The organism is Streptacidiphilus cavernicola, from assembly GCF_042510955.1.
Taxonomy (GTDB): Bacteria; Actinomycetota; Actinomycetes; order Streptomycetales; family Streptomycetaceae; genus Streptacidiphilus; species Streptacidiphilus cavernicola.
In genome coordinates, this window is record NZ_JBHFAB010000001.1 from 201895 (window position 1) to 215747 (window position 13853).

The following is a 13853-nucleotide window of genomic DNA, read 5'->3' on the forward strand; positions in this document are numbered from 1 at the left end:
ATGCCGGAAACCTAACAGCACCGGGCTTCCCCCGGCCCGGGGCGAACCGGGCGCGGCCTGGGCCGAACAGGGCGTCCGCGGGTAAGAGATCCCGGGCCCCGGGCCCGTACCGCGGAGCAGGCCCCGCCTGGCCGGGGCGCCGGTTTCCGGGCGCGGCAAGAACATCGTGAGACAACTCCCGGCACCGGTCTCTTCCCGGCCGTAACTATCCTGCCGACCTCGGCAGGACCGGACGGATCAGGGAGAGGGCCTTGCGGCACGCGATGAGGCCCGGCACGGCCGCCCCGGCCAGGCCGCTGGCGGTCTGGGCCGGGCTCTGCCTGCTCGTCAACCTGCCCGGCGGCGGTTACTCCTGGCACTACTTCGTCGAAGGCAGCCGGGCCCTGTTCGCGGGCAACGGCGTCCAGCCGCCCGGCGGGCTGCACCTGTACGCCGACTACCCGAACCTGCAGATCGGTCCCGTCACCTTCCTGGTCGCGCAGGTGCTGCGGCAACTGGGGCCCACCAACGGCCTGCTGGCCGCGCAGACGGCGATGATGGCGCTCGGGCTCCTGGTCCTGCACACCCTGCACGCGATCCTGCCCCGGCTGCGCCCGGACCTCGCGGGAGGCAGGGCGCGGACCACGCTCACCCTCTCCGGCGGGGCGTTCCTGGTGGCCTGGGCCTCGCTCGCGGTCCACTACGCGCACCTGGACGACGTCCTCGCGCTGACCTTCGCCACCCTCGCGGTCCGGGCGCTGGTCGACGGGAACCCGGCGGTGGCCGGGGTCTGCCTGGCACTGGCCGCCGACGCCAAGCCGTGGGCGGCGGTGTTCGCCCCGCTGGTGCTCGCCGCGCCCCGCGGGACCCGGCGCCATGCGGCGTTCTACCTGGTGGCAGGCATCTCGGCGGGGTGGCTGCCGTTCGTTCTGGCCGATCCCGGCACACTCGGCGCGGCGGGCTTCGCGATCACCAACGAGCCCTCCTCCGCCCTGCGCGCGCTCGGCGTGGCGGCGGCCGGGACTCCGGCCTGGGACCGCCCGGCCCAACTCCTGCTCGGCTGCGCGCTCGGGGTGCTCGCGGTGCGCCGGGGCCGCTGGCCGGCCGTGCTGCTGCTGGGCGTCGCGGCACGGCTGGCGCTCGATCCCGGGGTGTACGACTACTACACCGCGGGGGCGCTGGTGGGCACCCTGTGCTGGGAGCTGCTGGGCCTGCGCCGACCGACCCCGGTCTGGACGCTCGGCCTGTTCTCCGCCCTCTTCCTGGCCCCGCGGCTGAGCACCGCCCCGGCCGTACTCGGCGAACTCCGGCTGTGGGCCCTGCTGCTGACGGCGGCGGTGGTCCTCGCCGCCCCGCGGGGCTGGTGCGCCCAGGCCTCGCCGGAACGGGTCGTCGGCGACGTCTCCCGGGTGCGCTGAACTCCACGGATACGGGCGCGCCGATGGCGCTTCTTGATCGCCGATATGACCTTCTTGAATGGTGAGGGATGCAATCGCGCAATATTGCGCACTCGCATCCCTTGTATGAACAGTGTTGCGCATCTATCGTCATGGACACCCCATACCGCCGACTCCGACAGCACCGAGCGGCAGTGCGGTGGTCCGTCTCCGAAGAACGGCCGGCGCCGGCGCCGGACCGCCTCCACAGCGTCGCCGCCACCCGCGCATCCCCACGTGCTTGGAGCCCGTATGAGAACGCACCGACGGCTGGCCGGACTCGTCTCCGCCGCCGCACTCCTCACCACCGGACTGACCGTGGCCGCCACCCCCGCGGCGACCGCCGACTCCGTGGCCGCGAACAGCCCCACCCCGGTCGGCGTGACCCCGATGATGGGATTCAACGACTGGGCCCGCTTCACCTGCAGCGCCCAGGCCAGGCTTGACGGCAGCACAGCCGGATACTCCTTCCAGCAGTTCATGGAGGACCAGGCCAAGGCCATGTCCGACACCGGCCTGGTCGCGGCCGGCTACACCAACCTGACCGTCGACGACTGCTGGATGCAGCGCAACAGTTCCGGCTACCTGCACGGGGCGGCCACCTGGGGCGGCAGCAGCCAGCCCGGCTTCGACTATGAGCTGACCGACTACGCCGACTACCTGCACAGCCTCGGCATGCAGGCCGGCGTCTACAGCACCTCAGGGGTGAACACCTGTCAGGGCGTGGCGGCCGGGGTGATGGGACATGAGCAGGCCGACGCCGACTCGCTCGCCTACTGGGGCATCGACTCGCTCAAGCTGGACAACTGCGGGACCACCACCAGCAACCGCCAGGCGGAGTTCGGCACCATGGCGAACGCGCTGAAGACGGCGACCGCGAACACCAGCCGCAAGATCCTCTTCAATGAGTCGGCACCGGCCGGCTACTCCCCCACCGACCCGGAGAAGTACAACTCCCTGGACTGGGTGCGCGGCCTGGGCCAGATGTGGCGGGTCAGCCCGGACATCGCGGTCTGGCACCCCGATCCCGCCTCCGCCTGGGACTGGCCGCACGGCTCCGACTACTACGAGGGCGGCGTCTACCAGAACTTCACCGACACCGTGGCGCTGGCCCGCTACGACGGGCCCGGCAACCACAACGACGCCGACCAACTGCTGATCGGCGACAACGACCAGCTCACCCTGGCCGAGCAGCGCAGCCAGTTCGCGCTGTGGTCGGCGATGGGCTCGCCGCTCATGCTGAGCACCGACGTCCGCAAGATGGCCGCCGACCCGGTCGGCTACGCCCCGCAGTTGGCGATCCTCAAGAACAGCGACGTCATCGCCGTCGACCAGGACCCGCTGGGCGCGGGCGGCTACCTCGCGTCCCGCGGCAACTCCTCGGCCACGGCCGGGATCGACGTCGTGGTCAAGCCGCTCTCCGGGGGTCGCGAGGCCGTCGCCGTCCTCAACAAGAACGCCAGTGCCACCGGTTACACCCTGAACCTGGCCAACCTCGGCTACGGCAACACCGGTTGCGCCCGCACCGTGCGGGATCTGTGGACCCACACCAACCAGTCGGTCACCGCCGCCCTCAGCACCACCATCGCGAGCCATGACACCGCGATGTACACCATCGACCCCGGCAGCTGCGGCGCCGCCGTCCCCACCGGCCAGATCCAGGCGCCGCAGAGCGCCTTCCAGACCACCGGGCTCTGCCTGGACGCCTACTCCGGGGCCACGCCGGGCGCCAAGGTCGCGCTGTACGGCTGCACCGGCAACAGCAACCAGCAGTGGCAGCGGCAGGGCAACGGCCTGATCGACTCGCTGCAGAGCCCGTCGCTGTGCATCTCCGGCAGCTCCACCGGGCTGAGCCTCGCCAGTTGCAACAGCGGCGACAGCAAGCAGGTGTGGACCTACAACCGGTCCGGGCAGCTGCGCCAGGCGAGCGGCGTCTGCGTCGACATCACCGGAAGCAACTTCAGCAACACCGCCTCGGTGGTCGACACCTATGCCTGCGGCAGCCACCAGCCCAACCAGACCTGGAGCGCCCCCTTCGCCACCCCACCCGCCGGGTAGTCGCGTTGCCGCTCGATCGCTCAGTCGCGCAGTAGCCCGGATGTGCAGCCGCGTAGTCGTCGCGTATGTCGCGTAAGGAGAAACCCCCATGTCCTCCGTCTCCCGCCGTACCGTGCTCAAGACCTCGGCCGTGGCCGCGGCGGCCCTCGGGCTGGAAACCCTGCCGCTGGGCAGCCGCGCCGCCGAGGCGGCTGCCGCGACCGCGGCAAGCCGCCCCGGAACCTCCGGAACGCTCGCCGACGCCAAGCACGTGGTGATCCTGATGCAGGAGAACCGCAGCTTCGACCACTACTTCGGCATGCTGAAGGGGGTCAGGGGCTTCGCCGACCGCAGCGCGATCCAGATCGCGGGCGGATACAGCGTCTTCAACCAGCCCAACGGCTCGGGCCGGCAGTACCCGTGGGCGCTCAACCCGACCGGCGCGAGCGGCAGCGCCGAGAACGAGGCGCAGTGCCAGGGCGACCTGCCGCACGGCTGGTCGGACCAGCAGGCCGCCTGGCACGGCGGGGCGATGGACGACTGGGTCGCGGCGAAGGGCTCCAGCCGCACCCTGGGCTATCTGCGGCGCGCGGACATCCCGTTCCACTACGCGCTCGCCGACAACTGGACCGTCTGCGACGCCTACCACGCCTCGGTGCTGGGGCCGACCGGCCCGAACCGGACCTACGCCTGGAGCGGCATGATCGACCCGGCCGGCACCGCGGGCGGCCCGGCCAACGACGGCGGCGACGAGTCCGGGCTGCGCTGGCAGACCTACGCCGAGGCGCTGCAGACGGCCGGGGTGAGCTGGAAGCTCTACCAGAACGCCGCCGACAACTACGGCGACAACGGCCTTGCCTACTTCACCCAGTTCGCCGACGCGCCCGCGGGCAGCCCCCTGGCCGTCAAGGGGATGGGCTCGGTCCCGGCCGGCACCGGCAGCACGCCGGACGACATCGCCGCCGCGATCCGCGCCGACGTGCTCAACGGGACGCTGCCGCAGGTCTCCTGGGTGGTGGCCGACCAGGCGTCCTCCGAGCACCCGGACGCCCCGGCCGAGAACGGCGCGCACTTCGTCCACCTGGTCATCAACGCGCTCAACGCGGACCCCGCGGTCTTCGACTCCACTGTGCTGATCCTCAACTACGACGAGAACGACGGCCTCTTCGACCATGTCGCGCCGCCGGTCGCTCCCCCGGGCACGGCGGACGAGTTCGTGGCCGGGGCCAACATCGGCCTGGGCTTCCGGGTGCCGATGATCGCGATCTCGCCGTGGAGCAGGGGCGGTTGGGTCAACTCCGAGACCTTCGACCACACCTCGGTGCTGCGGTTCCTGGAGCAGTGGACCGCCGCCGTCGGCAAGCCCGCCGACTGCCCCAACATCAGCGCCTGGCGGCGCAGCGTCTGCGGCGACCTCACCTCCGTCTTCGACTTCGCCAACCCGGTGTACGGGCTGCCCGCCCTGCCGGACACCTCCCGGACGATCACCCTGGCCGCCTGCGATCCGCTGCCCAACCCGACTCCGACCACCAACGCGCTGCCGGTCCCGGAGCCCGGCACCCGTCCGGCACGGGCGCTGCCCTACCAGCCCAACGCCAACCTCGACCGCATCGAGTTCGACGCGGGCGGGGTGACCCTGGTCTGGCTGTCTTACGACAACACCGCCGCCGGGGCTGCCCGCAGCACCCACTTCACCGCCTACGCCAACGCCCACCGCGGCGGCGGCCCGTGGCAGTACACCCTGGACGCCGGCTCGACCGCGAGCGACTACTTCAACTGCGGCCCCGGGTACGGGAACGGGGCCTACGACCTGAGCGTGACCGGCCCCAACCGGTTCCTGCGGCGCTTCACCGGCGACACCACCAAGGCGGGCAAGAACCTGGCCGTCACCGCCTCCTACGCGGTCGAACCGGGCACCGGCAAGCTCGCCGTCTACTTCAAGCTCGCCAACAACGCCACCGGCACCGTCAACTTCACCATCACCGCCAACCAGTACCGCGGCGACGGCCCCTGGCTGCACCAGGTCCGCGCGGGCGCGAGCCTCAGCGACTACTTCAACGCGGTCGCCTACTCCGGCGGCTGGTACGACTTCACCATCACCGCCGACATCGACCCCACCTGGTCCCAGCGCTTCACCGGCCACCTGGAAACCGGCGCACCCAGCGTCTCGGGGTGAGCGGCAATCCCCCAGAGGGGGTCAGCCGGTGACGACCTGCACGCCCAGCGCGGTGAAGCGCTCGGTCAGGGCCGGGTCGGCCGCCGCGTCGGTGACCAGGACGTCGATCCTGGCGGTGGGCCAGATCCGGGCGAAGGCGTGCCGCCCCAGCTTGGTCGAGTCCGCGACCACCACCACGCGGCGGGCCCGGCCGGCCATCAGCTGGTTGGTCATCGCCTCGCCCTCGTGGTGGGCGGTCGCCCCCAGCACCGGGTCGACCGCGTCCACCCCGATGATCGCCACGTCGAAGGTCAGCTGCTCCAGCACGCCCGAGGCGAGCGGACCGGTCAGCTCATAGGACCGGGAGCGGGCCACCCCTCCGGTCACCACCAGCTTCACATGCGGTCGCACCGTCAACTCATAGGCGATGTTCAGTGAGTTGGTCACCACCGTCAGCGGCACCGGGCCCGCACTGCTGCCCTTGCCCTCGGCCGCCAGCGAGTCCGCGCGGGCCGCCAGCGCCCGCGCGACCTCGGTGTTGGTCGTGCCGCCGTTGATCCCGACCACGAAGCCGGGCTCCACCAGCGCCGCCGCGGCCCGGCCGATCCGCTCCTTCTCCGACGCCTGCCGCCCGGACTTGAAGCGCAGCGGAAGGTCGAACGAGGAGTTGCTGGACACCGCGCCGCCGTGGGTGCGGGTGAGCAGGTGCTGCTCCGCGAGCTGGTCCAGGTCGCGCCGGATCGTCGCCGCGGACACGCCGAGCCGCTTGGCCGCGTCGTCCACGTCCACCACGTCGTCCTGGGCCAGCAGCTCAAGGATCGCGGTCAGTCTTTCGTGCTTCTTCATGGTCTCTTCCCGGCCGCGCCGCTGCCCCGCCCGATCATCGGACAACGATTGTCACATACCCACAACGCGCAGCTCAGACCTCCGCCAGCAGCTGGAGCAGCCGAGCGGCCTCCGCGGCCACCGCGTCACGGGCCGGGCCCAGGTAGCGGCGCGGGTCGGAGACCTCCGGGTGAGCGGCGAGGTGGTTCCTGACCGCCTCGGTGAAGCGCCGGTTCAGGTGGGTGGAGACATTGATTTTGGTCATCCCCGCCGCGACCGCCTTGCGCAGGCTGCCGTCGTCGACCCCGGAGGAGCCGTGCAGCACCAGCGGGACCGGCACGGCCTCGCGCAGCCGGGCGATCAGGTCGAAGTCCAGCGCGGCGTCGCGGGTGGCCATGGCGTGCGAACTGCCCACGGCCACGGCCAGGGCGTCCACGCCGGTGGCGGCGACGAACCGGGCCGCCTCGCCGGGGTCGGTGCGGACGCCGGGGGCGTGCGCACCGTCCTTGCCGCCCACCTCGCCGAGCTCCGCCTCGATCCACACGCCGTGCTGGTGGCACAGCTCGGCCATGGTGCGGGTGACGTCCTCGTTCTCCTGGTAGGGCAGCTTCGCGGCGTCGAACATGACCGAGGAGAAGCCCAGTTCGACCGCCTCCCGGACCAGGTCCGTGGATTCGGCGTGGTCCAGGTGCACCGCGACCGGGACGGCCGCGCGGCGGGCGACCGACAGCGAGGCCAGTCCTATCGCCTCCAGCGAGCCGTGGTAGCGGGCGGTGTTCTCGCTGATCTGCAGGATCACCGGCAGCCCCGCGGCCTGCGCGCCCGCGGCTATCGCCTGGGCGTGCTCGATCTGCACCACGTTGAAGGCGCCGATCCCGGAAGCCTGCCGGACCGCCCCCTTGATGATGTCGTCAGTGGCAACCAGAGGCATGGAACTGCTCCAAAATGACGTCGGGCTGGAAACGGTGGTAGGCGTCCGCGTCGAAGTCCCCGGCGATCGGGGCGAGCACGGCGGCGGCGGACAGTGCCACCGCGTCGCGGAGCCGGTCGGGCCAGGAGGACCCCTCGGCCATGCCGACGGCCAGCGCGGCCACGCAGGCGTCCCCGGCCCCGGTGGGATTGCCCCAGACCAGCTCCGGCGGCCGGGCCTGCCAGATCTCCCGGACGGTGTAGGCGGACAGGCCCTCGGGGCCCTGCGAGGCGACGATGGCGCGGGCCCCCATCGCCCGCAACTGCCCTGCGGCGCCCGGGATGTCGCGGCAGCCGGTGACTTCGAGGAGTTCGGCGGCATTGGGCTTGACCAGGTCCGGTGCGGCGCTGAGCGCGTCGCGCAGGGCCGGGCCCGAGGTGTCCAGCAGGGTGCTCGCCCCGGCCGCGCGGGCCAGGTGCGTCAACTCCGCGTAGGAGTCCGAGAGCAGACCCGGCGGCAGGCTCCCGGCCAGCACCACCACCTCGGCGTCCCGGGCCAGTTGGGTGAACAGCGCGGTGAACGCGTCCCACTCCTGGCGGCTGACGTCCGGTCCCGCCTGGTTGAACACGGTGGCGTCGCCGTCGGCCCGGGAGGCCACGGTGACCGTGCGCCGGGTCTCCCCGGCGATCGGCAGCAGCTGGTCCGCAAGCCCCGCCGCCCGCAGCTCGGCCCGGAACTGCTCACCGGCCGCGCCGCCGACCAGGCCGGTGACGACCGTGTCATGGCCCAGCGCGGCGAGCACCCGGGAGACGTTGACACCCTTGCCGCCGGCCCGCTCGGTGGTGTGCAGGACCCGGTGCGAGCCGTGCGGCACCAGCTCGTCGACCTGGTAGGTCACGTCCACGGCGGCGTTCAGGGTGACGGTCAGGATCACCGCGACCACCCCGCGGGCAGTCGGTCGGACGCCGCGGCAGGGGATACCGGGGCGGAAGCGGGCACCGGGGAAGCGAAGCCCGGGGAGGCAGACTCCGCGGAAGCGAAGCCCGCCGGAACGCGGTCCGGCACCCGGTGCCAGGCGTACAGGCCCGCGCCCATGCAGCCGGCCTCGTCGCCCAGGTCGGCGCGCACCAGGAGCGGAGCCCGCTGGAACGTCAACTGCTCGGCCAGGTAGGCCCGGACCGGGTCCAGCAGCAGGTCTCCCGCCTCGGCGAGACCGCCGCCGAGCACGATCACCTCGGGGGCCAGCAGCGTGACCGCGGTGGCCAGGGCGGTGGCGAGGCCGCGCGCGGCCCGGTCCCAGACCGCCACCGCGTCCGGGTCCCCGGCCGCCACCCGGGCGGCGACCTGTGCCGCCCCCTCGACGGCACGGCCCGTCCGCGCCGCGTAGGCCGCGGCCACCGCGGTCGCGGAGGCCAGTGACTCCAGGCAGCCACGGCCCCCGCAACCGCACCGGGCGCCGTCGGGTTCGACCCGGACGTGCCCGATCTCCCCGGCGTAACCACCGCCGTGGACCAGACGCCCGTCGCTCACCAGCGCCCCGGCGACGCCCGTGCCGATCGCCAGGAACAGGGCGTCCCCGGCGCCGCGGGCCGCGCCGAGCATGCACTCGGCCACGGCGCCGGCCCGCACGTCGTGGCCCAGCACGACCGGCAGCCCGGTGCGGGCGGCGAGCAGTTCGGTGAGCGCCAGGTCGCGCCAGCCGAGATTGGCGGAGTAGACCGCGATCCCGTCGTCCTCGCGCACGATGCCCGGTACCACCACCCCGACCTGACGCACCGTCAAGCCGTCGGCGTGGGCCTGGGCGGCCAGTTCGCGCAGCGCCGACGCGATCGCGCCCACGACGGCGTCGGGGCCGGAGGCGCGCGGGGTGGCCCGGCGCAGGGTGGCCCGGAGGCACAGCTCCCGGTCGAGCAGGGCGCCCTTCATCCCGGTGCCGCCCACGTCCAGGGCGATCACGCAGTCCTCGGCTAGGGTCCCGGGTGTCTGTCGTCCTGGCGTCTTCCTAGGCATCGCTGGGCTCCAGTACGACGGAGCGGGTGAGGTTGCGCGGGCGGTCCGGGTCGTAGCCGCGGACCTCGGCGAGCGCGACAGCCAGGCGCTGCGCCAGGATCAGCGCGGCCAGTGGGTCCAGGCTGCCGTCGCCGCCACTGTCGCCCTCGCCGGAGTCGGCCACCAGCAGGCCGCCCACCCGCCGCACGTCCTCGGCGAGCCCGGTCGGCAGCTCGCCGAACATCCAGGCGACCCGGCCGGGGGCGGTGATGGCGATCGGGCCGTGCCGGTACTCCATGGCCGGGTACGCCTCGGTCCAGGCGTTGGCCGCCTCGCGCATCTTCAGCGCCGCCTCCAGGGCCAGACCGCAGGTCCATCCGGCGCCGAGGAAGGTGAACTGCTCGGCGGCCACCACGGCCGGGTCGAGCGGGAGTTCGAGCGCCCGCTCGGCGTCGAGCACCGCCCGGTCCAGCGGGTGCACCCCGGCCGGAAGCGCGCCCTCGGCCTCCAGGTGGGCCCGCAGCAGCGCGAGCACGGTGGTGGCGAAGCGGGTCTGCACCACGGACTCCTCGTCCGCGAAGTCCAGCACCACCACCGCGTCCGCCGCGGCCATCACCGGGGTCTCCGGGTCCGCGGTGATGGCGGTGGTCGGGGTGGCCGGGACGGCGTCGCGAACCCGGTGCAGCAGTTCCAGCACCTCGGTCGTGGTGCCCGAGCGGCTGATCGCCACGATCCGGTCGTAGCGCCGCGACCAGGGGAACTCGGAGGCCGCGAAGGCGTGGGTCTCACCGTGCCCCCCGCTCTCCCGCAGCTCGGCGTAGGCCTGGGCCATGAACCAGGAGGTGCCGCAGCCGACGACCGCGACCCGCTCGCCGCGCTGCGGCAGCGCGGGGGCGAACCGCTGCACGGACTGCTTCGCCTGACGCCAGGTCGCGGGCTGGGTCGCGATCTCGGCGGTGGTGCGGGAAGGAACGGGAGACATGTCGGCGACCTCCTGGGGCGGGGCGGGCGGCACCTCGCCGCGTAAAGATGATTGATATATAGCATAAATGAGCACTTTCAATCAAGACTTGTGGCCCTCATTCTGCGCGAGTGACCTGGTTTTCTGCTCATCTCAGCTCATTTGGTAGGCGGTCTTGTCAAGTACAAGCAAACTCGCATAGAAACACACAGCGGTGCTCGACCAACCGCCCCACCGATCTGTGAGGTAGCCCGTGACTTCTCCCCGACTCCGGCGCCACCGCTCGACCCTGGCCGGCCTGTGCGCGCTCGCCACCGCGGCCGCCGGGCTGCTCCTCTCCGTCCCGGCCGCCGCCGCAGCAACGACGGCGACTGCGACGACTGCTGCGACGCCGGCGGCAGCCCAGTACCCCGGCTACGCACCGACCCCGCCCATGGGCTGGAACGACTGGTCGTACTACCAGTGCGGCGAGAACGAGCAGAACGTCCTCGCCAACGCGCGGGCCCTGGTCAGCAGCGGACTCGCCGCCAAGGGCTACGACACGGTGACCATCGACGACTGCTGGATGGCCGCAGACCGCGACTCCGCGGGGAATCTGGTGCCCGACCCCACCACGTTCCCGGACGGCATGGCCTACGTCGGACGCCGACTGCACTCCATGGGGTTGAAGTTCGGCATCTACGAGGACGCCGGCACCAGCACCTGCGGCGGCTACCCCGGTTCCGAGGACCACTGGACCCAGGACGCCGACCTGTTCGCCTCCTGGGGAGTCGACTACGTCAAGCTCGACGGCTGCAACGTGCCGACCCCGGCCGGGGAGAACGACGAGCAGGCCTACCACGCGACCTACGCCGCGATGAGCCAGGCCCTGCTGCACAGCGGCCGGAAGATGGTCTTCTCGATATCCGCCCCGGCGTACTTCGAGGGGACGTCCGCCTGGGACTCGGTGATCGGCTGGTCCGCGCAGCTCGGCAACCTCTGGCGGGAGGGCGACGACATCGCGCTCGGCCAGGAGAGCGGAGCCGCCAAGTGGAGCTCCATCATGGACAACTACGGCTACAACGTCGGCCTGGCCGACCTGCAGGCCCCCGGCCGCTGGAACGACCCCGACTTCCTGCTCGCGGGCGACTCCGGGCTGAGCCAGGACGAGATCCAGAGCCAGGTCTCGCTGTGGGCGATGATGGCGGCGCCGCTGATCTCCAGCACCGACCTCACCAAGGCCTCGGCGGGCGCGCTGGCCGCGCTCGGCAACAAGGACGTCATCGCCGTCGACCAGGACCCGCTGGGCCTGCAGGGCCGCATCGTCGCCCAGGGCGCCGGCTACGACGTCCTGTCCAAGCCGCTGACCGGCGGCGACCGGGCGGTGGCGCTGTTCAACTCCTCCGACTCGGCGCAGACGGTCACCGTCTCGGCCGCGACGGCGGGCCTGGCCGAGGGCTCCTCGTTCGAGCTGGAGAACCTGGTCACCAAGGCGGTCACGCAGACCACCGGGACCATCTCGGCCGACGTCCCGCCGCACGCCACGGTGATCTACCGGGTCAGCCCCGGCGGCGACCGCAAGGTGCAGCCCGCGACCGCGATCACCTGGCAGGACGTCAGCACTGCCGCCACCCCGAGCACCTACCTGGTCAGCCTGGACGACTACGGCACGGCGCGGCTGTCCCGGATCCGGCTGAGCGTGCACGCGCCCAAGGGCTGGAAGGTCACCCCGGCCACCGGCCGGCTGCCCAAGCCGCGCTCCGGCACGGCGGCGTACGAGCTGGTCACCCTGAAGGCCCCGAAGGACACCACCCCGGGCACCACCATGTCCACGATCACCGCGACGGCGACCTACCGGGCCGGCGCCGCCGGAGCGGGCTCGGTCAGCGGACCGCGGACGATGGCGGTGACCGTCCCGTACCCGAGCCTGGCCGCCGCCTTCAACAACGTCGGCGTCACCTCGGAGACCGCCACCGGCCCGGGGAACCTGGATTCCACCGGCGACAGCTACTCGGCCGAGGCCCTGGCCGCCCAGGCGGGCGTGGCCCCCGGTTCCACGGTCAGCGCCAACGGCCTCAGCTTCAGCTGGCCCACCGCCGCGGCCGGCGCCCCGGACAACGTGGCCGCCTCCGGTGAGACGGTCACCCTCGCGGGCACCGGCAGCAGCCTGGCCTTTCTCGGCTCGGAGACCGGCGCGGTGACGGGTCCGGTGACCGTCACCTACACCGACGGGAGCACCAGCACCGGCCAACTCGGCTTCCCCAACTGGTGCTGCACCCCCAACGACGCCTACGGCGCGAAGGTCGCCCTCACCACGGACCACCGCGACACCCCGACCGGCCCGGCCAACTACGGCACCAGCTACCAGGTCTTCTCCAACACCATCCCGCTGACCGTGGGAAAGACCGTGCAGAGCATCACCCTCCCGAACCAGCCGGCGATCCACGTCTTCGCCCTGTCCATCACCCCCTGAGACCCTCTGGGTCTGGAACCTCCGGACCGGGCCGGTGACCCCTCACACGGTGGTCACCGACCCGGTCCCGCCGCAGTGGTGGCTCCCCCAGCCGCATACAGGGATCCCCTCTGCCCGTGGACCCGTGATGCGGGCGTACGTGCACGAGGCCCTGACGGCGCTCTCCCCCGCTATGCCCGGCGGCTGCGGCTGGTGCGGACGGCCCAGCGGCCGTCCTCGCGGCTGAGCTGGACCGGGTGGCCGAAGCACGCCGTGATGCCCTCGCTGGTGAGCACGGAATCGACGGGACCGGACGCGAGCATGCGTCCGCCACGCAGAAGCACCGCGTGGGTGACCGTGGGCGGCAGTTCCTCCAGATGGTGCGTGACCAGGACAGTGGCCAGTTCGGGGTGGGTGACTGGCAATGACTCCAGGTGCTCTATCAACTGTTCGCGGCCGGTCAGGTCGAGCCCGGTGGCGGGTTCGTCCAGGAGCAGCACCCGCGGGTTCGGCAGGAGCGCGCGGGCGATGAGTGCGCGACCGCGCTCACCCTGCGACAGGGTGGTCCAGTCGGCCTCGGCCCGGTGACCCAGCCCCAGCTGCTTGATCAGCCGGTCGGCTTCGTGCACCTCGTGCGCCGTGGGCTGCCAGCGCAGCAGCCGCTGCACCGTGCCGAAGATCCCGGTCAACACCACCTCGCGCACGGTGTAGTGCGCCTCCAGCGGGTGACGCGGGTTCACATGGCCGACGTACCGCTGCAACTCGCGGATGTCGACCCGACCCAGCGCCTTCCCCAGCACGGACACCGTCCCGTGCGTGGGGTGCTGCCGCGCGCCCAGCAGCGACAGCAGCGTGGACTTGCCGGCCCCGTTCGGGCCCAGCAGCGCCCACTGCTGTCCGGGTGCGATCGCGAGCGACACGCCCTGGAGGATCGTGTTCCCGCCCCGGACCACGTCCACGCCGTCCGCCTGAAGCACCGCAGCAACCACCACAGCCCGCCTTCGTCCCGCTCACCGTCCAACCCGAACCAATCGGCACATTAGCCGCTCCGGGCACTGCGTTCCGACGCGTTCGAGGGGTGGAACCGCCCGCAAACCCCGGACCGTCCCCCACCGATGGAACATCCATCC

10 protein-coding genes are annotated in these 13853 nt (G+C 72.2%); 4 read left to right on the forward strand and 6 right to left on the reverse strand.

From position 1 onward, the window contains the following. Positions 1-251 precede the first annotated feature (251 nt). From ACEZDE_RS00925 to ACEZDE_RS00935, 3 genes are all read left to right on the forward strand, one after another. Complete coding sequence (locus ACEZDE_RS00925; RefSeq protein ID WP_380530524.1) at positions 252-1397, forward strand: hypothetical protein; 1146 nt, start codon at positions 252-254, stop codon at positions 1395-1397. Between the two features lie 270 nt (positions 1398-1667). Then, a complete protein-coding gene (locus ACEZDE_RS00930) occupies positions 1668-3473 on the forward strand; it encodes a ricin-type beta-trefoil lectin domain protein (RefSeq protein WP_380530526.1) in 1806 nt (601 codons plus the stop codon). 88 nt (positions 3474-3561) lie between these two features. Further along, a complete protein-coding gene (locus ACEZDE_RS00935) occupies positions 3562-5628 on the forward strand; it encodes a phosphocholine-specific phospholipase C (RefSeq protein WP_380530529.1) in 2067 nt (688 codons plus the stop codon). 21 nt (positions 5629-5649) lie between these two features. On the opposite strand, the gene ACEZDE_RS00940 is transcribed toward ACEZDE_RS00935, so the two are convergent. The 5 genes from ACEZDE_RS00940 to ACEZDE_RS00960 form a co-directional block, all read right to left on the reverse strand. Then, complete coding sequence (locus ACEZDE_RS00940) at positions 5650-6453, reverse strand: DeoR/GlpR family DNA-binding transcription regulator (protein ID WP_380530532.1); 804 nt, start codon at positions 6451-6453, stop codon at positions 5650-5652. A gap of 73 nt (positions 6454-6526) precedes the next feature. Continuing rightward, positions 6527-7363 (reverse strand): class II fructose-bisphosphate aldolase, encoded by an 837-nt coding sequence (locus tag ACEZDE_RS00945; protein WP_380530535.1) that lies wholly within the window; start codon positions 7361-7363, stop codon positions 6527-6529. Further along, the gene (locus tag ACEZDE_RS00950; RefSeq protein ID WP_380530538.1) at positions 7344-8276 is read right to left on the reverse strand and encodes a 1-phosphofructokinase family hexose kinase; all 933 of its coding nucleotides are present in this window, start codon (positions 8274-8276) and stop codon (positions 7344-7346) included. The genes ACEZDE_RS00945 and ACEZDE_RS00950 overlap by 20 nt, the downstream gene beginning before the upstream one ends. Beyond that, entirely contained in the window at positions 8273-9352 is a 1080-nt protein-coding gene (locus tag ACEZDE_RS00955; RefSeq protein WP_380530541.1) for an ROK family protein, read from the reverse strand. The genes ACEZDE_RS00950 and ACEZDE_RS00955 overlap by 4 nt, the downstream gene beginning before the upstream one ends. After that, positions 9345-10313: an SIS domain-containing protein gene (locus ACEZDE_RS00960; RefSeq protein WP_380530544.1), complete on the reverse strand. Its 969-nt coding sequence runs from the start codon at positions 10311-10313 to the stop codon at positions 9345-9347. Before ACEZDE_RS00960 ends, ACEZDE_RS00955 begins: the two co-directional genes overlap by 8 nt. A gap of 232 nt (positions 10314-10545) precedes the next feature. On the opposite strand from ACEZDE_RS00960, the gene ACEZDE_RS00965 reads away from it, so the two are divergent. Continuing rightward, the gene (locus ACEZDE_RS00965; protein ID WP_380530547.1) at positions 10546-12744 is read left to right on the forward strand and encodes an NEW3 domain-containing protein; all 2199 of its coding nucleotides are present in this window, start codon (positions 10546-10548) and stop codon (positions 12742-12744) included. A gap of 170 nt (positions 12745-12914) precedes the next feature. On the opposite strand, the gene ACEZDE_RS00970 is transcribed toward ACEZDE_RS00965, so the two are convergent. Further along, positions 12915-13700 carry an ABC transporter ATP-binding protein gene (locus ACEZDE_RS00970; RefSeq protein ID WP_380530550.1) on the reverse strand — a complete coding sequence of 262 codons (786 nt, stop codon included), beginning with the start codon at positions 13698-13700 and terminating at the stop codon, positions 12915-12917. Between the last annotated feature and the right edge of the window lie 153 nt (positions 13701-13853).